This window comes from Acinetobacter sp. 1542444, assembly GCF_000581835.1.
In the GTDB taxonomy this organism is placed as follows: domain Bacteria; phylum Pseudomonadota; class Gammaproteobacteria; order Pseudomonadales; family Moraxellaceae; genus Acinetobacter; species Acinetobacter pittii.
In genome coordinates this window covers 484,383-506,067 of sequence record NZ_JEYA01000003.1, presented here as the reverse complement: position 1 = coordinate 506,067, position 21,685 = coordinate 484,383, and the positions used below count along the sequence as shown (strand labels likewise).

23 protein-coding genes are annotated in these 21,685 nt (G+C 39.7%); 4 read left to right on the top strand and 19 right to left on the bottom strand.

The genetic code is table 11. The annotated features are described in order from the left end of the window. Positions 1-40 precede the first annotated feature (40 nt). Positions 41-646, bottom strand: a complete 606-nt coding sequence (locus tag J580_RS14495; RefSeq protein ID WP_081403655.1) for an RBBP9/YdeN family alpha/beta hydrolase — start codon at positions 644-646, stop codon at positions 41-43. Positions 647-936: 290 nt separating this feature from the next. On the opposite strand from J580_RS14495, the gene J580_RS14490 reads away from it, so the two are divergent. After that, positions 937-1,947, top strand: coding sequence for an AraC family transcriptional regulator (locus J580_RS14490; RefSeq protein ID WP_017385470.1), 1,011 nt, complete (start codon positions 937-939; stop codon positions 1,945-1,947). Between the two features lie 92 nt (positions 1,948-2,039). Here J580_RS14490 and J580_RS14485 read toward each other — a convergent pair whose 3' ends face one another. The 8 genes from J580_RS14485 to J580_RS14450 all read right to left on the bottom strand — a co-directional run bounded on the left by J580_RS14485 (position 2,040) and on the right by J580_RS14450 (position 9,334). Continuing rightward, on the bottom strand, positions 2,040-3,050 hold the full coding sequence (locus J580_RS14485; protein ID WP_032004682.1) for a YeiH family protein: 1,011 nt from the start codon (positions 3,048-3,050) through the stop codon (positions 2,040-2,042). Continuing rightward, complete coding sequence (locus J580_RS14480) at positions 3,043-3,351, bottom strand: Rieske (2Fe-2S) protein (protein WP_075383678.1); 309 nt, start codon at positions 3,349-3,351, stop codon at positions 3,043-3,045. The genes J580_RS14485 and J580_RS14480 overlap by 8 nt, the downstream gene beginning before the upstream one ends. A gap of 14 nt (positions 3,352-3,365) precedes the next feature. Then, complete coding sequence (locus J580_RS14475) at positions 3,366-4,022, bottom strand: DsbA family oxidoreductase (protein WP_032004681.1); 657 nt, start codon at positions 4,020-4,022, stop codon at positions 3,366-3,368. Then, on the bottom strand, positions 4,019-5,368 hold the full coding sequence (locus J580_RS14470; RefSeq protein WP_032004680.1) for an MFS transporter: 1,350 nt from the start codon (positions 5,366-5,368) through the stop codon (positions 4,019-4,021). Before J580_RS14470 ends, J580_RS14475 begins: the two co-directional genes overlap by 4 nt. A gap of 117 nt (positions 5,369-5,485) precedes the next feature. Next, positions 5,486-6,538: a 3-keto-5-aminohexanoate cleavage protein gene (locus J580_RS14465; RefSeq protein WP_032004679.1), complete on the bottom strand. Its 1,053-nt coding sequence runs from the start codon at positions 6,536-6,538 to the stop codon at positions 5,486-5,488. A gap of 60 nt (positions 6,539-6,598) precedes the next feature. Then, positions 6,599-7,447 carry a TauD/TfdA dioxygenase family protein gene (locus tag J580_RS14460; protein WP_014207165.1) on the bottom strand — a complete coding sequence of 283 codons (849 nt, stop codon included), beginning with the start codon at positions 7,445-7,447 and terminating at the stop codon, positions 6,599-6,601. An 11-nt stretch (positions 7,448-7,458) separates the two neighbouring features. Then, on the bottom strand, positions 7,459-8,445 hold the full coding sequence (locus J580_RS14455; protein WP_032004678.1) for a quinone oxidoreductase family protein: 987 nt from the start codon (positions 8,443-8,445) through the stop codon (positions 7,459-7,461). Between the two features lie 136 nt (positions 8,446-8,581). Then, the gene (locus J580_RS14450; RefSeq protein ID WP_032004677.1) at positions 8,582-9,334 is read right to left on the bottom strand and encodes an aspartate/glutamate racemase family protein; all 753 of its coding nucleotides are present in this window, start codon (positions 9,332-9,334) and stop codon (positions 8,582-8,584) included. A 279-nt stretch (positions 9,335-9,613) separates the two neighbouring features. On the opposite strand from J580_RS14450, the gene J580_RS14445 reads away from it, so the two are divergent. Genes J580_RS14445 through J580_RS14435 form a run of 3 tightly spaced genes read left to right on the top strand, consistent with a single transcriptional unit; the run spans position 9,614 to position 11,360 of the window. Continuing rightward, positions 9,614-10,186, top strand: a complete 573-nt coding sequence (locus tag J580_RS14445) for a nuclear transport factor 2 family protein (protein WP_032004676.1) — start codon at positions 9,614-9,616, stop codon at positions 10,184-10,186. Then, positions 10,153-10,647, top strand: coding sequence for a chalcone isomerase family protein (locus J580_RS14440; protein ID WP_032004674.1), 495 nt, complete (start codon positions 10,153-10,155; stop codon positions 10,645-10,647). The genes J580_RS14445 and J580_RS14440 overlap by 34 nt, the downstream gene beginning before the upstream one ends. A gap of 17 nt (positions 10,648-10,664) precedes the next feature. After that, positions 10,665-11,360, top strand: a complete 696-nt coding sequence (locus J580_RS14435; protein ID WP_000526530.1) for a response regulator transcription factor — start codon at positions 10,665-10,667, stop codon at positions 11,358-11,360. On the opposite strand, the gene J580_RS14430 is transcribed toward J580_RS14435, so the two are convergent. The 10 genes from J580_RS14430 to J580_RS14385 form a co-directional block, all read right to left on the bottom strand. Beyond that, complete coding sequence (locus J580_RS14430; RefSeq protein ID WP_032004673.1) at positions 11,357-12,685, bottom strand: sensor histidine kinase; 1,329 nt, start codon at positions 12,683-12,685, stop codon at positions 11,357-11,359. The genes J580_RS14435 and J580_RS14430 overlap by 4 nt on opposite strands. A gap of 32 nt (positions 12,686-12,717) precedes the next feature. Beyond that, a complete protein-coding gene (locus J580_RS14425) occupies positions 12,718-13,764 on the bottom strand; it encodes an SAM-dependent methyltransferase (protein WP_032004672.1) in 1,047 nt (348 codons plus the stop codon). Between the two features lie 8 nt (positions 13,765-13,772). Further along, entirely contained in the window at positions 13,773-14,552 is a 780-nt protein-coding gene (locus J580_RS14420; RefSeq protein WP_032004671.1) for a DUF1295 domain-containing protein, read from the bottom strand. A gap of 29 nt (positions 14,553-14,581) precedes the next feature. Continuing rightward, the gene (locus J580_RS14415) at positions 14,582-15,781 is read right to left on the bottom strand and encodes an SAM-dependent methyltransferase (RefSeq protein ID WP_017480813.1); all 1,200 of its coding nucleotides are present in this window, start codon (positions 15,779-15,781) and stop codon (positions 14,582-14,584) included. Further along, positions 15,778-16,569 carry a DUF1365 domain-containing protein gene (locus tag J580_RS14410; protein ID WP_032004670.1) on the bottom strand — a complete coding sequence of 264 codons (792 nt, stop codon included), beginning with the start codon at positions 16,567-16,569 and terminating at the stop codon, positions 15,778-15,780. The genes J580_RS14415 and J580_RS14410 overlap by 4 nt, the downstream gene beginning before the upstream one ends. A 21-nt stretch (positions 16,570-16,590) precedes the next feature. Then, a complete protein-coding gene (locus tag J580_RS23550) occupies positions 16,591-17,853 on the bottom strand; it encodes an NAD(P)/FAD-dependent oxidoreductase (protein WP_032004669.1) in 1,263 nt (420 codons plus the stop codon). Further along, entirely contained in the window at positions 17,850-18,821 is a 972-nt protein-coding gene (locus J580_RS14400) for an acyl-CoA desaturase (protein WP_032004668.1), read from the bottom strand. The genes J580_RS23550 and J580_RS14400 overlap by 4 nt, the downstream gene beginning before the upstream one ends. Before the next feature lie 119 nt (positions 18,822-18,940). Then, positions 18,941-19,504 carry a lipocalin family protein gene (locus J580_RS14395; RefSeq protein WP_032004667.1) on the bottom strand — a complete coding sequence of 188 codons (564 nt, stop codon included), beginning with the start codon at positions 19,502-19,504 and terminating at the stop codon, positions 18,941-18,943. A gap of 96 nt (positions 19,505-19,600) precedes the next feature. After that, a complete protein-coding gene (locus J580_RS14390) occupies positions 19,601-21,004 on the bottom strand; it encodes a heavy metal sensor histidine kinase (protein ID WP_032004666.1) in 1,404 nt (467 codons plus the stop codon). Continuing rightward, positions 21,001-21,672, bottom strand: a complete 672-nt coding sequence (locus tag J580_RS14385; protein WP_017480807.1) for a heavy metal response regulator transcription factor — start codon at positions 21,670-21,672, stop codon at positions 21,001-21,003. The genes J580_RS14390 and J580_RS14385 overlap by 4 nt, the downstream gene beginning before the upstream one ends. Positions 21,673-21,685 lie beyond the last annotated feature (13 nt).

Below are 21,685 nucleotides of genomic sequence, written 5' to 3'. Positions count from 1 at the left end.
TTGGCTTTAAATGGTTTACATAAGCAGGTATTTTTTTGCACTAGGCTGGTTGTTCGACCTGATCTAACTGTTGAATGAATTGTTCAGCTAAAGGCCAATAGCCAAAGCCAGATGCAGGGTTTAAATGTCCCACTTCACCTAAATTTACAAGTTGACTCCCCCACTTTTCTGCCATTTCACTTACAGCTTCATAACGAGCTAAATGGTCATTGGTGCTTGCAACCAAAATGCTAGGGAAAGGTAGTTCTTGATCTGGTAAAGGACTCCATCCTTCTTGATAAAGTACAGTTGGGCTTGGATAATTTTCTGGCCAGCTTTCGTTTAAGTCAGGTGGAGCCACAAGTAGAGCTCCTTGAATTGGTCGTTGATATTTTGCAGCCCAGTGTATTGTCATCAGCACACCAGCGCTGTGTGCGACCAAAATGACAGGGCCTTGTATTTGTTCAAGTTGTGCCTGAATAGCAGCAACTCTATTTTCACAGTTGAGTTTATTGGTTTGCACAGGTGGTACAGAGCGAACCTTTGCTAGCTTTGTTTCTAAGATCGTTTGCCAATGCTCGGGAACATGATCGCGTAACCCCGGAATAATTAAAATTGTTGCTTTAGTTTGTATTTTTTCCATTTCGACGCCTGTGAATTTTGCCATCTAGGATGCATAAGAATTTTTGTAAAACTCCATTCACAATAAAGGCTCATTTCAGTTAATGGTGTACATAAGGCGTCACGGACTTTTCATTTGACGACACATCTTTTTAAAATTTCTTAAATTAATTAAAATAGTATTTGTAATTACAAGTGAATTAAAAGAACAGGTTTAAAATTGATTCGACATTAAGATTAGGCGCTTAAATAAAAGCTTTTGTAATGTAGATATTTTAGTTATAACTAGATATGAGCTGTAAGGAATATGGCTGATTAAGAACAGGAGATAATAAAATGGTGCCTCTTGCGCATACCGCCTCTTTAAAAAATTATTTGGCAGTTGCTCAGCAATTAGATCTAAATCCCTACCATTTATTATCACGTGTTGGGCTTAGCCAAACTCAATTGAATGATCTTAAACAACGTATTCCTGTAGATAAAGCCATTACCTTGCTTGAAGACTCAGCCCAAATGAGTAATTGCGATGTTTTCGGTTTACATATGGCAGAGCAACGCGAAATCGCGGATTTTGGTGAACTGAGCTTATTATTAAGTTACCAATATACTTTGAGAGAAGCGCTACAAACGATTGTTCGTTATAGGAATTTACTCAATAACTCACTTGAAATATATATAGAAGAAATTGACGATACAGTAGTTATTCGAGAGGAAGTTGTGACAACTACTTGCGGGTATAGCCGCCAAGCGACGGAACTTGCTTTAGGAATCACCCATCGTTTTTGTGCAGCACTCATGATGCAAAAATGGCGGCCGTTAAGTGTACACTTCACTCATAACCCGCCCAGTGATTTAACTTTGCATCGGCGAATTTTTGGCTGTGCGCTCGAGTTCGGTAGTGACTTTAATGGTATTGTTTGTACGGCGGCCGAACTTGATACAACAAACCCTCAAGCAAATCTGGCGATGGCTAACCATGCACAGCGTTATTTAGATATTTTGCAGAATAATAATGAATCGACCATGATTTTTGATATTCGTAAAAGTATTTATCTTCTTTTGCCAATGGGCCGCGCTACGATTGATCAAGTCGCTCAAACACATGGTATTCACGTACGGACTTTACAACGTCGATTAGAAGAAGCTCAGACGAGTTTTAGTGATTTAATGAATGAAGTACGCAAAGATCTCGTATTTCGTTATTTAAAAAATCTAAATTATTCACTTGCTCAAGTGTCTGATATTTTAGGTTACTCAATGCCGAGTTCTTTTACGCGTTGGTTCATTAGCCAATTTGGTATGTCACCGAATATGTGGCGTAGTCACAATAAAGCCCTGCTCAATTAATTTCTCTTTATTTAAAGCCAAATAAAGTCATTTAAAACATAAGGAAGCTGGAGAACTATTCCATAACTTCCTTAAAAATTTAATTTGTAAAATTAAAACCACAAGCGCATAAGTCCAAGAACCAATACCACTAAAAAGATGCTTTCGCCGATCATTAAAAGAATCGGTTTAATGCCGACCGATGCTAATTCTTTTAACTGAGTTTTCATTCCTAAAGCACTAATTGCAATGACTAAAAACCAGCGTGATAAATCATTGATTCCATTTTGAACCATAGCAGGCACCCATCCTGTACTGTTAATACAAGCGAGTAGTAGAAAGCCAACAGCAAACCAAGGCAGTAATGGTGGCCGCTCCCCAGTTGAATCAGCACCTTGTATACGGGTAATCATGGCTGCACAAACGATTACTGGAAGCAGCATCGCCACACGCATGAGCTTAATCACAGTCGCCGTATCACCTGTTTGAGTAGACATGCTATAACCAGCACCGACCACTTGCGCCACATCGTGAATCGTAGCACCAAGAAACACACCAGCCGCTTGTGGCGATAACTCTAGCCACTTCGCAATCATCGGATAGACAATCATTGCAAAGGTTGAAAGTGCCGACACGCCAATCACGGTAAACAAAGTCGCCTTTTCTTTTTGCGGATGATTTGGAAAAGCAGCGGATAGCGCCAGTGCGGCTGAGGCACCGCAGATTGCCGTTGATCCACCAGTGAGCATGCCAAATAGTTTTTGGAAGCCTAAAATTTTAGCGGCAATAACAGAAACTGTAATGGTGACAACAACCAAAGTGATAACTAACGCAACTGGTTGCCAACCTAGTGCGGTAATTTGTCCTAAAGTTATACGCATGCCGAGTAACGCGATGCCCATCCGCAGCACACTACGTGCGGTAAACTCGATGCCAACCTTACATTTACTTTCAGCCGCTAAAAAATTTACACTCATGCCGAGTAACAGAGCAAATAACATGACTGGCGCGCCATAGTGCTCTGATAAAAAACAGGCAGCCGCAGCAACGACCGAACTGACCACAAAGCCTGGTGCTAATTCTCTTGTACGCTGGGAAAAATTTTTCAAAACTAAACTACTCATGATTTTCCCCACAGCCCATCACAATAAATATCTTGTCCTCGATCACTTCTACGGGATAGGTTGCAACTTTGAGCAAAGAAGAATTAACTAAACAGCCATTTGTTAAATCAAAACGTAGACCATGGGCACAGCACTGAATCACTCGTCCTTCTAGACGTCCGCTAAATAGCGATGCGCCCTGATGAGGGCAACTGTCATCGATTGCATAAAATTGAGCCGCAACGTTAAATAGTGCGAGAGTTTTATCTCCAATTTTAAAAAAAGCCCGCTCACCTGAATTTGGAATTTTTTCAAAAGGCACTTGAAATCGGTTGGTCATATCAACTCTCCTTGTGCCAGCATTGCCTCTTGCATCGCTTGATAAAGTGCATCTGCTGATTGCGCGCCCACCAAGGCAGAAGCACGATTAAAAATAAAGTAAGGCACGCCATTACCTCCTGTACTTGCAGAGATAAAATCTTGATGATCTTGAATAAGCAAATCTTTGATCAGTTCACGCGGGAAACCACAGCGTTTGGCGATTTTGTATAAAGTGGTGGTATTTCCGATGTCTAACCCATCATAAAAATATGCAGCAAAGAGTTGTTCTAACAACGCATTGCACTGCTCAGGAGTTCCTATCTTTAAAGCTTTATCAAATAAGCGATGAGCTTTGGCCGTATTTGGCATTCGTTTAATTTGCTCAAAATCGATCTTGAGCCCAACTTTATTTGCAGCTTTATTGACCTGTTCTTGTCTCATACGAACTGCTGTCAAGCTACCTAACCGTTTCAAATAAAACGTTTGAAACGGTACACCTTCAACAGCTAAATCAGGTATGAGCTGAACACCTCGCCAGTGCACGATAACTTTAACTTTAGGGTGAAGCTGATAAAATCTATTTATAGCGATCAGTAATTGACGTTTTCCGATCAAACACCAAGGACAAATAAAGTCAAAAAATACATCAATGTGTAATTGCCGAATCATCATTTGTTATTCATCCCGCATTTTTGTATTTGGTTACCTGAATGATTTTTAAGCTCAGTCATTCCTTGCTGCTCAAAGCGTGCGATATCTTTGTGATAATGGCGTTTGGCATAAAAAAATACGGCTGCTGCTGCAATACTGACCAACGGCATGAGTTGAAATGCGCTATGTAAACCAATCACATCAGATACTTTGCCAACCACTAAAGGACCAAGAGCTAAACCAAGAAAATTGTTAGCTAAGGTGAGTGTTGCAAATGCAGAGCCATGAACTGAGTTATGTGTAAGATTGGCCACCATGGCACTAGATGGCCCATTGGTTCCTAGGGCAATAAACATTCCGAGGCAGATGAGAAGTAACTGGTTACGTCCCACAGGCATAGCAAAAGCAATGAATAAAAGAACACAACCGAGCAAGCAGTATGTAATCGCTAAACTGACCTTACGATCTGGACAATTACGGCCCAAATAATCACACAACATGCCGCATAGAATTGTGCCTACTGCACTACATAGCAAAATGACCGCTGCCATCACGCCTGCCTTGTCGGTACTCATGCCGTAATAGCGATTGAGATAACTCGGCATCCAGACAATCACTGTGCCACCAACAAATAATTGCAGACCACTACCAATGTAAGTGGCAATGACTGAACGACTTGAATATAAAGTTTTTAAAGGGCTTTTAATGTGCTGGGTTTTACTACGAATTTTATTTTGAGGTGCTGCGTTTATTCTGTTTTCTTTCACTAAAATTGGATATAGAAAGGTCAAAATGAGACCAAATAAAGCAATTCCTCCAAAAGCCCAACGCCAACCGAAATGCTGTGCGAGTAGACCACCTAAAGCCACACCCAAAAACGAGCCAAATACGCCACCCGCCATAAAAGCACTGGCGAGTGTTGCACGCATTTCTCGTGGAAAAACAGCTACAACCACCGCGATTCCAACGCTGCCATAAGCAGCTTCACCCACACCAACCATAAAACGAGCAATAAACATTTGCTCATAATTTTCAGCCAGTGCACATCCTAAAGTCGCCAAACTCCATAACGTCGCCATAATAGCCAAGCTTTTCACTCGCCCAAAACGGTCTGCCATTAATGATAACGGCAGAGTCAATAAACCCACCATTAAGGCGACAATGCCACTGAGCAAACCTAACTGACTGTCACTGAGCAACCACTCATTTTTAAGTAAAGGAAAGACTGCGTTTAAGACTTGTCGTGACATGTAATCTGAAATGAGCAAACCAAATGTCAAAGCAAAAACAAGCCATGCGTAACGGCGAGGTATACTGATTGACGTATCAACATCGCTCATCTGATCTGAATACTGATGTGCATTCATACGACCTCCTTGTATTTTTTATAATTTCTATTTAGCTAGTGCAGCAACGCACTTTTAAAATCAAAGCGAATAAGCTGCACTACAATTGAGGTCTAAATTCCGTTAGACCCTGTCACATTAGTTACGCTGCGGAACGCCCTTTTGCCCTGCTTTACGGTTGGGTGCCATACCATTTGCGATTAGGGTTTCTTCAATACTGTTGTATTGCACCCCAATACGATAAATTTCACGAGCTTCTTTTCCTGAGGCAATTTCACGGCCTAATTCATGGGCAATCCGAACGGTTTGCTTAATTTGCTCTACAGATGAAAAACGGCGTCCTTGATGATCAATGATCGTGTCTTCATTACCCACACGGGCATGTAAACCCATTGCCATCGACATCGTATTAAAAGGTAATACATTTTTGAGCAAAGATTCTGATGTCAAAGTACATCCATCAGGTACGCGATGAATAAAATTAAAGAAATTAAATGGATTTGGACCATCAAAACCGCCACCGATTCCAATCCAAGTTAAGTTTAACGGCCCCATGTACAACCCTTTACGCACCATACGTTCTAGCGTCTCAAGCCCATGCATACCCGTTAACTGAAAGTGCGGTTGAATATTATTTTTACATAAGCGCTTAATATGTTCGGTAACCCATGCAGGCCCTGCAGGCACAGTCATCTCTGCATATGCTGCTTGAGTCGCTGGATGTGCCAATGATGTTCCTTCTAAATATTCAGGATAGAGCAATTCCATAATATTCATTTGTGTGGTGTTAATTGCCACCGTAACCTGATCGGGCTTTGGTGTAAGTTCAGCCAACATATGTCGGGTGTCATCACTTAACCATAGAGCTGCCTCACCTTCACTCTCTGGTGCAAATGAAATCGAACCACCCACCTGAATAATCATGTCAGGCACAGCTTCACGAACCCCTGCAATAAGTTCGTTAAATTTTGACAAGCGTTTAGAGCCTTTGCCATCAAGCTCACGGACATGTAAATGCAGCACTGTCGCGCCTGCTTCATAGCACTCAACCGCTTTTTGTATTTGCTCATCCATGGTCACTGGAATATCTTCGGGAAAGTCTTCTGGCATCCATTCGGGTCCATACGGCGCAACCGTGATCACCACTTTTTCCATATTTTCTGGGTGCAATGAGTCGTCAAAGAATTGCATGTGCATCTCCTCATATATTTTTTAGAATTTTCAATTAGATAAAATTATTAACCTATAGACTTAATAGGTTGCGTCACCAATAATGCCGGCCCGTTCCATTTTTCGGTGGCAAGGAGGGTAATCCATGACTGCATAATGTTGTGTGCTACGGTTATCCCAGATAGCAATGCTGTTAGGCTTCCAGCGCCAACGCACTTGAAATTCAGGAATATACGCTTGAGAAATTAAGTAACGCAGTAGTTCAGCTGCGCCTGGATTGGCATCTTGTCCAAATCTGACGCGCTCTTTGGTGTGATAGTTACTAAAGTGGGTTGTGAACGCGTTGACGTATAAAATTTTCTCGCCAGTTTCAGGATGAGTACGTACCACTGGGTGCTCAGCATCGGGAAACTTTGCTTTTAAGTCCAAGCGTTTTTCAAGCGGCATAGCCGCACCAAAACTCGCTTCTATGCTGTGGTAGGCACGTAAGTCAGCAATCTTATCCTTAATATCGTTGGGTAACGATTCATAGGCCATGACCATATTGGTCCACATAGTGTCACCACCTACAGGTGGGCATTCAACACAGTGCAGCACACATCCCATCGGTGGAACCTTGCGCCAGCTTGCATCACTGTGCCAAGCATTTTCATAACGATCGACCGGACTTTCAGGATGTTTATAGATCTGCACCAAACCCGGATGATCAGGATGGCTGCCTACCGCAGGATGATCTTCTAACTGTCCAAATTTTTCTGCAAATGCCACATGATCCTGACGGGTTAAATGCTGATCTCGCAAGAACAACACACGGTGTTTAAGTAGTTGTGTGCGAATTTCAGTAAATAATCCATCATCATAAATCGCATCAGCGAGTTTGACGCCACTGAGCTCTGCACCAATATTGCAAGTTAACTGTTCAATTTGCATAAGAAATCCCTTCAAATTACAAAGATTGATGAACCTATTGTTTTACGTGCTTCCAAATCACGATGAGCTTGTACGGCATCCTTTAACTCATAGCGCTGATTAATTTCAATTTTGATTCGTCCATGTCGAACATGATCAAATAATTCATTTGCCAGTTCTTTCTTCTCGGCAGGATCTGCAATGTAATCTGCTAAAGCTGGACGTGTGACAAACAATGATCCTTTCACGGCGAGTAATACCGGATCAAAAGCAGGGATTGGACCAGACGCTGTTCCTACACAAACCAACAAACCACGGCGTTTGAGAGAGTCTAATGAACTCATAAAAGTGGCTTGGCCAACACTATCGAAAACGACATTTACACCCACGCCGCCTGTTAACTCACGTACATGCTCAGCAACATTTTCATGACTGTAGTTAATGACATGATCACAACCATGAGCTCGTGCTACGGCAGCTTTTTCTTCTGAAGATGTGGTCCCGATAACAGTCAAGCCAAGTAATTTGGCCCATTGAGAAACAATCAGCCCAACACCGCCTGCGGCTGCATGTAATAAAATTGAATCGCCCGCTTTAAAGTCATAAATACGGCGCATCAGATAAGCAGCGGTCAGCCCTCGCATAGTCATGGCTGCCGCTGTTTCACAAGAAATTTCTTCGGGTAATTTAATTAAAGTATTGGCTGGAATTAAACGGTGAGTGCTATATGCACCTAAGGTATTTAAAAAACCCGTATAGGTGACCCGATCACCTACTTTAAGCTGTGTTACTCCTTCACCTAAAGCTTCGATAACACCAGATGCTTCGACGCCCATGCCATTAGGCATTGGAATTTGATAAGTTCCATTACGAAAATATGTATCGGCATAATTTAAACCGACTGCCACATGACGTAGGCGTACTTCCCCTGCTTTTGGATCTCCTACTTCTACATCTTCATACCGCAATACTTCTGGCGTTCCTGTTCCATAGAAACGTATAGCTTTCGTCAACGTCATGTCCTATTCCATATTTTGGTTTTTTATTGAGTGCCTATAAAAGCAATAACCAAAATTACAACAGTTAGGATATAGGCCACTTTACATTTGACGACACAAGCTTAACGTTTAATGACAAAGGATATTCCAAATATTGCTAAACAGTATTCCCAGCAATTGCAGCAGATATATTTAAATTGGTGCTATAAGAATTTTTATTTTCATTCAAGCTAAAACTCACTGCTTCTTTTGCATGAATGGCGGTCGTATCAAATAAAGGAACCGAAAATTTAAGCTCACCAATTAACATACAAATTTCAGTACAACCCCAAATAACTCCTTGGGCACCTTCAGCTATAAGCCTCTCTACAATAGCAATATACTTTTGCTGAGAATCGGGGTTAATCACACCTAAACAAAGTTCTTCATAAATAATGCGATGGACTGTCTTTCTATCTTCTTCATTTGGAATAACAACATCAATTCCATGATCTTGTAATCGAGCTTTATAAAAATCTTGCTCCATTGTAAAAGCTGTTCCCAACAGTGCAACTTTACCAATGTTTTGACTCAAAATTTCTTTTGCCGTTGCATCAGCAATGTGTAAGAAAGGAATGGTAATTGACTCTTCAATCTGTTCAGCAACTTTATGCATGGTGTTAGTACAGACTAAAATACAATCTGCCCCAGCTTTTTCTAAATTTTGTGCTTGCTCGGCTAAATATGCGCCAGCTTCTTGCCATAAACCCTTCGCTTGCAAGGCTGCTATTTCTTCAAAATCAACACTATTAATAATGACCTTAGCAGAGTGTAATTTTCCTAATTTACGATGAACCATTTTATTGATTTGTTGATAATAAAGCGCTGTAGATTCCCAACTCATTCCGCCTAATAAGCCGATTGTTTTCATTATTGAATCCTTCTATTTATGCAAAACTTATCTATATCTCTTATGAGTAAAGTGCAGCTAGAATAAAATTGCTTTCTTAATTTTTTTCTAGCTTCTCCCATTTATTAATATGAAAAGCTGTGGAGTCCCAAGAAATTTCTAAGTTGAATAGAACTAATTTATGAACTTGCCAAAGCAGAAAACTCCTTCATTAAACCCAAACCATAAAACATAAGAATTCACGCAAAATTCACGACCAGCTCTTTAATTTGATCATATAAAGTTGGATTGGATATCGACATGAAAATTATAACTACAGCCCTAGGGCTGATTACCTTAGTAGGTTTAACGGCGTGTAAAAGTGTGCCTAGTTACTCAGGTGACTATGGCAAAGCTGAACAAAAAATTACTGGTATAGAATTAAATGATCAACAGGCGCTAGATATCGGCAATCGTTTTGTCGCTGCATTTAATACGCTCGGTACCCCTTCTTTTGTAAATAATGCCAGCAATCTTTACGCTGATCAGCTCTATATCAACGATACACTCTCGCAGTTCTCTCAAAAGAAAGATCTCATTAAGCATTTTGAAGGTATGAATGCCCGAGTGAGTAATGTCACTGTAAAACTCATTAGTGCAACTCATCACCAAGATACAGCCTATATCCATTGGTACATGACCTATGACTTTAAAATGCTAGGTCGCTCAAAAACCATGGCTTCTTATGGAATTAGTCAAATTAAGATTAATGACCAACAAAAAATTATTTTCCAGCAAGATTATTGGGATCCAGCGAATGGCCTCTACCGTTCTTTACCAATATTTGGAGGAGTATATAAATGGATATTGCCGTTCAAAAAAGTCGAATCTTGATATTTCTAGGAATCTTAATCGTATCTCAAGCAAATGCGGCTGAACTAAAAAAATGCAGTTCAGCTCCTTTAATGGTGACGAGCAAGAAAGTGGGAAATGTCAGTTACTTTGCTGAAGATTGCCAAAAAAATTGGCAAAGCCAAAGTATCAAAATGGACTTTAGCTATAACCGTGATATTCCCGAGTGGGCATTTAAACGCGCAGCAACCCACTTTTTGAAGAAAAATGTTAGCGGCTTTGATGCTAAATCTTCGCTTAATCATATTAATGAACTATATAGGCCAATTAAGAGTGGAGATCTTTATAGTCTCTACTATCAACATGAAAATCAAAAACTAGAACTAAAGTTAAACCAGAAGCTACTCGGTTCTTTGAACAATCCGAATGCAAATCAATATTTTAAAATCTGGTTTGGTAGTGAACCGTTTAATGCTAAATTAAAACAACAATTATTAAATTAATGGCTTAATAAAATCTCATGGGTAATCACTTTATCCTCATGGTTGAGGACCATTTTGAACTTGCAGCAACGGTCTGCGAATTTCTTGAAGTGCATGGTTATGTCGTCGATCATGCACGTAATTTAGATGCTGCACGAACTTTTCTCAAATCGCAGCATTATCATCTTTTGTTGCTCGATATAAATTTGCCCGATGGCTCGGGTTATGACCTATGCAACTGGCTACGCACCGAACAAGGCGTTGATATTCCTGTTCTTATGCTCACAGCAAGAGATACTTTAGATGACAAACTTAAAGGTTTTACCGCTGGAACAGATGATTATTTGGTAAAACCTTTTGATTTTAATGAACTAGTGATGCGGATTCGTGCATTAATAAAAAGAGCAGCTGGCGAAGTCACTCACCATAAAATTCAAATTCACGACTTAATTCTTGATAGCGCAACTCAAACCGTGGTTCGTGCTGGAAATAATATCGAGCTACCCCCTATTCAATTCAAACTATTAAAAATTTTGATGCGCCAGTCTCCAAAAGTGGTGACCAAGCAAGAACTGATGATGGAATTATGGGGCGACGAAGAGCCTGAAAGTGATGCGTTACGCAGTCATATCTATAACTTAAGAAAAATGGTTGATAAACCTTTTGACCCAAAGCTATTACATACAGTGGCAGGGGTCGGTTTAAAAATTGCTTTGGAAGATTCTGCGACCTAACTTAAATAGACCACAACAATTAAGCCTGTGGTTGGCTCCAAATCGAGTTCAGGATGAGTGGTTAAATAATATTGTCGATCAAACAGCTCCACTCTCCATCCTAATTGCTTGCAAAGCTTTTGTACCAATTGCAAACCAATGCCATGACCTTTAGCCTTTAAGGAAAGTTGTGAATCGCTGAGCTCTTGCACCTTTACATCGTTAGGTAAAGAAATTCCAATTCCATTATCTGCAATAATCAGACTGTTTTTTTGTTGAATAATGTCGATTTGTGAACCTTGAGAATAGTTCAGGGCATTACGTAAAATATTACCTAAAACCATTTGAGTCATCGAAGGATATAACCAACGTGGCTGCTCAGAAACGTCAGGTTGAATATTAATCTGTATCCCTTTACCTACACTCACCGCTTCTAAACTTTCAACAAGATCCTTTACCGTTTTCGATAATAAATTTTTCTCAGACGGCAAGCTTTTTACCGTATTCCGAGCAATCGCAAGTAAGGTATCGACGAGCAACTGCATATCTTCAATTGTGTTATGAAGACGAACTAAAGATTTATCGTCTCCATATTTCGCCTGACACAGTTGCACATTACCTTTCAAAATCGTGAGCGGAGTGCGTAACTCATGACTCACATCTCCAGTAAATTCTCTTTCGCGTCGGATAAAATCACTTAAAACCTGATGATATTTTTCTAAAGCTTGTTTGAGATATTCGGCTTCCATGTTGCCATTGGTATTAATATCTCTAAAAGGAGATGCCTGAGTATCTTGATGTGCCCAATCAATATTTTCTAAAGCATTCGCTAAGCGCGTAATCGGGGAAAAATAGCGTCTTGCTCTTCGGTTTGACCACCACAAAAAGCTATATAAAACAGATAAGCTGAACATGAGGGGAGCAAGACCAAATAACCAGATCAGCTTATTAACATTGCTTTCGCCAAATACCAACAGAACATGCTGACCATTACGCTCACCATAGACCGTCATTCGTTCTTTACCATCAACAAATACTCGGTGCACGCCACTTTCTAAATGCATGCCCCGAAAAGGTTGAGGCGCGACCTGTGTATTCCACCGATATCCATATAAATTTTTAGTATCTGGTAAATCAGCATTTGGATTACGTTCTATGCGTAACCAGTAATGCTCCATTTCCTGTTCTAAAGCGGTTTTAAGTAAAGAGCCCTTAATCACCCAAGCACTACAAGCCAACCCGACCACGATCGATAATGCAATCAGACCAATCTGCAACCAGTAATATCGATTGAACATTTGGGCTAATGGATGACTCGCTTTGCCATCATGTCGAGTTTTTATCATATCTTTATCGCCGGGATAGGCTATAGAAATTACTATGATCGCTTTTTAAATAAAAAGTGACCAATGACCCATTCTTGACCTTGCTCAAAACCAAATAACTCAGCACAAGCCATGAAGAAAATACGCCAGCGTTGCCACCAAATATTGGCATCTTTTCCATAGATTTTTTTAAACAGTAGCTTCAGTTCGACTTCTTGGTTATCCATGTTATCAAGCCAAGCATTTGCCGTTCTCATATAGTGCTCACCCGACCACTGCCACTGTTGAGCCAACTCTAAATGCTCTTGAAAATGCAAAAAAGTCGAAGTCGAAGGCATTAAACCGCCAGTAAAGAAATACTTGGACATCCAATCATAATCTGATTTCACTTCAAAAGGATAATGTAAAAAGCGATGGCAAAAAATATGACACCAAAGTAAGCCATCTGCCTTTAACCAGCCCTGAATTTTTTCAAAAAGACGTTGGTAATTACGAACGTGTTCAAACATTTCGACCGATACAACACGATCAAACTTGTCTTGGTCTAAGTCGAGTACATTTACATCACAGGTAAGCACTTCAACATTGGTTAAACCTCTCAATTCTGCTTGCCGAAGAATATACTTTTTCTGCGTTGCAGAATTTGAAACAGTCGTAATCTGTGAGCGTGGATAGTTTTCTGCCATCCACAAAGTTAAAGAGCCCCATCCACAGCCTAACTCTAAAATCTGTTGACCGTTTTTAAGTTGTGCTCTTTCACAATAAAGCTGAAGAGCCAACTCTTCAGCCTGATCTAAAGTTGTGGTTTTAGTTGGAAAATAGCACGCACTATATTTGAGTCTTTTTCCAAGCACCGCCTGAAAAAACTCGGTCGGCAATTCATAGTGCTGCTCGTTTGCCTTATCCGTTTCAACGGCGATTTCGCTCTTCTTCAGCATATTAAGCACATCCATGTAGCGCTGTGCCCCTTGTTCAGGGTCATAACGGCCTTCTTGGATTAAGCGCTTTTTACTTAAAGCACGAATTGCAGCTCGAATTGCATGATCTGGAATCACACCACTTTCAACAATTTTCAAAGACTGATGAACAATAAAATCCATATGCGCACCTATTTTTTGGGTTTTCGCGGAATAAACATTGATGTTTTTTGTTGATAATCAAGATAATTTTGACCGCGACTTTTAATTGCTTGTTTTTCACTAAATGGAATACCCGTGACGTAATATAAAAATAACCACATCAGTAACGGATAAATCCACAATACATATTGGCCTGCCGCTAAACCAATAATTGGATAGGCAAACCAGTGTAACCATTCAAAAAAATAATTGGGGTGACGTGAATAACGCCATAAACCCTGATCCATCGTTTTGCCATGATGATCTGGATTTAATTTAAATCGGTATAACTGCTGATCAGCGAGCTGTTCTCCAATAAAAGCAATTGCCATGATGACAGCAGCAATTACTAAAGTGACTTTATATCCACTATTCCATTCAGTTGCCTCTACATTGAGGAGCATCCACATCGGCAAAAAGAACAAAAGCACTAAAAGTGTTTGAAAGATAAAAAAGAATAAAAAGCCAATATGCTGAAACTTACCCATGGCTTGACGCATGCTCGCGTAACGGCCATCTTCTTTTTGTTCAGATTGATAACGTCTTAACAGGTGCCAAAATAATCTTAAAAACCATAAGCCGCTAAAAATACCGATAAAAAGACGTACTTCAACTGGGGCAACTGAAATGAGTAAAGATGATACAATAATGTTTACTGCCAGACAGAAACTCCATGCAGCATCTACAATTCCAGCTCGGCCATTTAGAGTGGCAAGTAGCCAGCTCAGCAACATGATCATTAAATCTAGAATCACTAAATTCCAAAACATGAGCAGTCTCCTTACTTGAGATGTTTGAGTTAGTAACTGGTACTTTCAAACAACAAGTGAACATTGCTTATCACGCCTTCTTTAAAACCACCTTCGCAATAACATAAATAGAAATCCCACATGCGGATGAAGTTTTCATCGAAACCTAGAGCCAATACTTGTTCCCGCGCTGCTAAAAAACGCGCTCGCCAGTGATGAAGTGTTTGCGCATAACTTAAACCAATATCATTTAAATGCTTTAACCTTAAACCACTTTCAGAAGCAGTTTGAGTTAATACACTTATGCTAGGAATAAAGCTACCCGGGAAAATATAGCGCTTAATATAATCAACTGTATTTAATGCTTTTTTATATCGAAAATCTTCAATAGTAATGGCTTGAATAAATGCCAACCCTTTCGGTTTTAATAGTGCTTTACATTGATCAAAGTATGTCGATAAATATTGCGCACCAACTGCCTCAACCATTTCAATTGAAACCAGCTTATCGAACTTGCCTTCGAGCAAACGGTAGTCTTTGAGTTGCACATCAATTCGATGTGCCAAGCCAGCTTCATTTACACGAGTAACGGCTTCATCATATTGAGCTTGTGAAATGGTAATGGTGGTTACTCTACAGCCATAATGTTGAGCTGCATAAATGGCAAAACCACCCCACCCACTTCCAATTTCAACCAAATGATCTAGCGGTTTTAAATCTAACTTTTTACAAATGATCTCTTTTTTTAAATCAGATGCTTCTTCGAGGGTCATGCTTTCATTTTCAAAAACTGCGCTCGAATACATTAAAGACGGATCTAAAAATAATTTAAAAAAGTCGTTGCTTAAGTCGTAGTGCTCGGCAATATTTTTACGGCTACCACTTATAGAATTCTTTCGATTTTGATACCAAGCTTTAAGAAAAAACTGGCTCGCTTGAGCAATAACATTCTGGTTGATTTGGTCCAATACAGCTCGGTTACGTGCCAAGATCTGAATCAACTCGACAAGGTGCTCGCTGCTCCAGTCACCACGAATGTAGCCTTCTGCTGCTCCCAAAACACCATTTTTTAAAATAAGATCCATCAATAAAGGATTGTGAACTTCAATCACAGCATGTAAGTCTGAAACTTCACCGACCGTCCCATTCCACGCGCCCTGAAAAGTGATCTGTCCATGACGTAGTTTGAGAAGACTCTTGAGCAGTAACGGTAGTGAGTCATCTTCACCATAAAGAAATGTTTTTATCATGTCTTATCTACCTTGATCTTTTTAGGATGACGATAAAATGGAACTTTTTTTCGCCACAACTTAAATGCCTCTAAATATATTGAAAACAACATTTTAAAAGGCGCTAAGCTGTTCATAAGAGCATATCGATATTGCTGTGAAGGAAATGTGATGGGCACAAGCTCAAAACGCATAGTGGCATCAAAGACTTGTTTTTGCTCTTCCAAAAGCTGCATGTGAATGACATTCTGCTGACCTGAAAAACTAAATCGCCAACGGTAAGTCAACTGCATGGGCATGAACGGCGAAACATGAAATGATTTTTCAAAGTTAAAATCGAAACTTTGATAGTCACCTACCTGACCTTGTTGTTTTATACAGTCATGTGTATAGACTTTTCGTTCATTCCACGGGGTATTGGTAATTTCACTAAGAATAAATAGCGGTTTTCCGGCTTTGTTTAAAACAAAATAAAATACGACCGAATTAAACCGAAAACCTAAACAACGAGGCAAGGCCAAGACTCGAATTTGCCAGTCTGGCCGAAGGTGTAAGTGATTATTTTGCAGTATCGCTTTCTCTACTCTATCCCTTATAGAACCGTGATACATGTTTAAAAAATCATTTTTAGATAGCTTTAATACATTCCAGTGATCCGTCGACCAAAGTGAACAATCTTTTGTGATATCAACTAATTGATCTGGATCGAACCATAAATAATTTAAGGTCGATGTAAACTCATGCGGTTTAGGACTATAACGCCGATGACGAATAAGCGCAGGAGCGATAGCAAGTTTATTTAATAACATTTGAAAGCTCCTTATTTATTCTTATAACGCTAAGAGTTGCTCAACAACACATGCTGCACTGCGGGCGCCGTCTTCATGAAAGCCCCAGCCCCAATATGCTCCACAAAACGAAGTCCGATTTTGCCCATTAATTTCGTGCCAACGAGATTGAGCTTGAATCGCTTTTGCATCAAATACGGGATGTCGGTATTGCCGCTCAACCAAGATGTCTTCGGCTTTGATTTTCATATTCGGATTTAAAGTAGAAAAAATTTGTGTAGCGCAGGATAAATTCTGCAAATTATTCATCCAGTAGGTAAAACCATAATGTATGTCGGACTCATCGTTTTGAACTTGAGATTTTGGTGTTACATGTACATGCCAGCTTGCCCATTGCAAACGGCTTTTAGGCATAATTGAAAGATCACGATGGACGACCATTCGATTATCTTGATAACCAAATTGGCTTAATATTTCTTGTTCAAGCTCCGACGCATCTTTAATTAAACTTAGGCTATCGTCAGCATGGCTCGCAAAAATCACCCAATCATATTGCGCTTGCCCTTCAACGGTTTCGATTAAAACTGTTTCTAGTGAACGACTCACAGCTTTTACTTCTGCAAATTTCCACTCAATGGATTGGCAATTCTTTTGAATAGCACGAATATAGCTTGCTGAACCGTGTTTAACCGTTTGCCATTGCGGCCGCTCTTTTAACTGCAACATGCGGTGATGCTGAAAAAAGCTCACGACAAATCGATATGGAATTTGGCCTACCTGCTCAACGGGTGCCGACCATAAGGCACCGCACATCGGATAAAGATGCTCATAACGAAACTCATGACTATATTTGTGAAGGTCCAAATACTCTTCAATCGATAAATTAGGATCGATATCCGCCACATCTATATCTTTATTGTCATCATAAAAACGCAGCAAATCTGAGAGCATTTGCAGAAATTTTCGGTTTAAAAAGTTCTGCGGACGGGCAAAGAGCGACCATTTTTTTGAAGGGTTATATTGAAGTCCACTGACCAGATTATTCACCGAAAAACTCATATCGCTGCTTTGAGTTTCTACGCCTAATTTTTTAAGCATGTCAGTAAATAACGGATAGTTATAGTCGTTAAACACAATAAAACCACTATCTACCGCGACTTTAGTGCCTTCTATCTCTAGCTCGTGAGTGTCAGTATGACCGCCAAAATAGTTATTTTTTTCATACACAGTGACTTGATGTTGTTCTGACAATCTCCAAGCTGCGTAAAGTCCAGATATACCTGAACCAATAATGGCAATTTTCATAACACTTCACCGTTTTCAATTTTTTCTATCGATAAGTCTTTAATCTTTTTATATTGATAAACCTTGTCTGGTACTGGTTTTAACCCCCATACCAAACCAAATAGAGACATCAGTTTGAGCACATAAAAGGTGATATCAATCTGCCACCAATAAAAACCTTGACGCACACTGCCTGCGTAAAAGTGATGGTTGTTGTGCCATCCTTCACCCAAGGTAATTAAAGAAAGTAGAAAATTATTACGGCTATCATCTGGGGTATTAAACTCACGTGAGCCATAACGATGAGCGAGTGAATTAATACACAAGGTTGCATGTGTTAATAGAACAGTGGAAATCACAAATCCCCACACTAAAAGCTGTAAACCATTCGTACCCAAGTCAGGAAAATGTTGTGCAAGCCACGAACCTAAACCATAAATTACTAAGGCCGTCAAAATCACAATAGGCAAACTAAATCGATCTAGCCAAATCAGCTCAGGATATTTCAACCAGTCTTTAATGATTTTTTTTCGAGTAGCAAAATTTTGCTCATTTAAAAACCAGCCTACATGCGAATACCAAAAACCTGCTTTCGCTGAATGCGGGTCCTGATCGGTGTCAGTAAAGTGATGGTGATAACGGTGATGTGCTGCCCACCATAACGGTCCGCGCTGCGCACTCATGGTCCCGATCAGTACAAAAATGAATTGAACAATACGTGATGTCTGAAAAGTTTTATGCGAAAGATAGCGGTGAAAAAAAGCGGTAATTGCAAACATGCGAATAAAATAAAACCCCAGCATGAAAACAACCGCGAACCAAGATACACCCACCCAAAACACTGCTAAACAAGCGATATGTAATAAAATAAAAGGAATAATTCTTAACCATTGAATTTTCTTTTCAATGACATATTCGCTAGAAGCACCCACTTGCGCATTTTCTGAATCTGACCAGCTATCGATCCAGCGCAGAAAAAATTTAGACATTGATTCTTCCTGATCTAAAGCATTTCTTTTGGTTCTAATTTAGAAAATGCGCAATGAATTTTATGTGAAGTTCACTCGGTTACGAGATAAATATAAGCATCTATGCAACCAGCACTTTACTATTTAGACTGGGTTGTTTTAACGAGTTTAGAAACGTCGTAGCCATAGCTTTTTGCGGTTTGCAGATAAGACTGATATGTCGCCTCATCAAGTTGAGGACTACGAGAAAGAATCCATAAATATTTATGGCTTGGACCACCGACTAAAGCAACCTGATAATTTGGGTCAACTCTTAAAACCCAGTAATCGCCTTTTGTAAAAGGAATCCATCGGAGGCCAGAAGGTAAAAAGCTCACCTTCAATTTACTGTTGCCTTGATTTTGCGGATAGGCAACTCCTTCAGATGAGATCATTTCGCCTTTTTTAGTCGTACAGCTATTTAAAACACCAACGGTTTTGTCCGCGTTAATAGAATAGTTTGCAGTTGTATTGGCTACACAATTACGCTGAAAAAACATAGGTAAATGCGCAATTTCATACCACTTACCTGCGTATTTATTAATATCAATAGAATCAACAGCGACAGGTTTAGTATTGGTGTCTGCAAAGGTGCTCAAAGGAAGCATTAAGCTCACTGCTGCAAGGCTACTGCTAATGACAAGTGATTTAAATAATAATTTCATGATTGCCCTCTTCTGTTTATTTCATACGTTTAAACATACGTCAGAGGGCTGTGAACAAAGTGTGAATTTTAAAAATTAAGCAACATTAATAAGGATTTAATTGTATTTCTTTAGAGCATCGGCAACTGGAAAATCAAGCTCAAAGCACACACCCTCAACCGTGTTATAAACTCGATAGCGGCCATCATGTAGATCCATAATTGAAGCAACAATCGATAGGCCTAATCCACCTGTTTGATTCTCATCACTTCGACTTGAGTGGCATTGGTAAAATCTTTCAAAAAGATGCTCAAGTTGATGTTCAGCAATTGAAATACCACCCGTTACCACAGTTAGGCTGACCCATTGCTTATGCTCAATCATCTTATGTTTTGTTGCGATATAAATAGTTCGCTTGTTACCACCGTGAACCAGCGCATTTAACACAAGGTTATACACGGCTCTTTGAAAAAGCTCAGGATCTGCAAATAACGTTTGAGCTTCTAAGTTAAAACTAAAATGACAGTCTTGTTCCTCGGCTTGATATTCAAAAATCTGGCATATCCTATCCATAACATCTTGGAGATTTATTTCTTGTTTGTTTACAAGCACCATTTTCTGATCGGCTCTTGCCAAGAAAAGCATGCTATCAATCATGCGTTTTAATCTGTGGTAATCGTCTAAATGAGAAACCAGTAAATCTTCATATTGTTCAACCGAACGTTCGCCAGTTAAAGCAATCTCGGTTTGCCCAATCAGATTATTTAAAGGTGTGCGGAACTCATGTGCAATATCTTCAGAAAAACGGTTGAGCTGGGTATAACCCTTTTCAATACGCTCAAGCATATGGTTTATATCTTTTGAAAGTAGATCAACTTCTAAAGGTGAATTTAGGAGGTTTAACCGTTTCTGTAGCTGATTTACGTTAATAGAATGAGTTTGCTTGCGAAGCTGTTGCAGCGATCTTAAACCAAGATGACACGCTAAAATGCAAAGCACAAAGATTGCAAACACGCCCCCGACCACATACATCAACAAACTTTCTTGAAAAGGTAAAAGAATATTGATGCGTTCCGACCACTGTTTACCTGCAATCAGTAGATAAGGCTCGTCATTAATTTTTATGGTTTTCCATGCAATGCGCGTTGGATATGAGTTGTTAGTTAAATCTTGAAATTGAAGACTGTCGCGCTGTGCAAGTTCAGGTAGTTGAATGTGGAGCGGATTGATATTAATTAAAGTTTTGTCTTTATGGATGAGCAGGAACAAGTTGTCTTGGTTGCCGAGCATGTTTTGATACAGCTTAGGCCGCGCAATAATTTGCTCTACATTTTCGCTATCTTGTAGCAAAATTTCCAAACGGTTAATTCTGTCTGCTAAAGCATTATCTTGTTGCTTTAATAAAATCTGGTTAATACCCAAATAGGTCATAAAGCCGACTGAACATAAAATTAAGGCAGAACAGAGCGTGACCAGTAATGTAATACGGACTTCAAGAGAACGTAGAAATTTAAAGTTCATAAGCTAACCGAAATTTTATAGCCCAAGCCACGTATGGTATGAATAAGTTTTAATTCATATCCCTCATCAATTTTGCTTCGTAAACGGCGTACCGCAACATCAATAAAGTTTGTATCAGTGTCAAAGTTAATATTCCAAACTTCGGAACCAATTTGTCTGCGTGTCACAATTTGCTCTTTGTTGAGTAATAAATAACGCAACAAATTAAATTCGGTTTTACTCAGTTCAATTAAGTTTCCGTTACGCCATACTTTATGGCCGACCACATCCATTTTTAGATCACTAATAGACAACTCATTTTCTTGCAGATATTGCTGTCGTCTTAACAGACTTTTAATGCGTGCCAACAGTTCAATATAGGAAAAAGGTTTAGCCAAGTAATCATCTGCGCCCAACTCCAAACCTTTCACTCTATCCATCACCTGATCTTTTGCGGTTAAGAAAATCACCGGAATTTTTGAAAACTGGCGTAGGACTTGTAATACGCTCCAGCCGTCTATGTCTGGCAACATGACATCAAGAATAAGCAAATCATATTGATCTCTCTTTAGCATTTCCAAACCTTGCAACCCTAAGTGAACGCACTCCGCTTGATATCCAGACTCTTTTAATCCTTTAACCAAATAAGTGGCGATCTTGATCTCGTCTTCAATAATAAGGATACGCATTTTGTAGAGACTC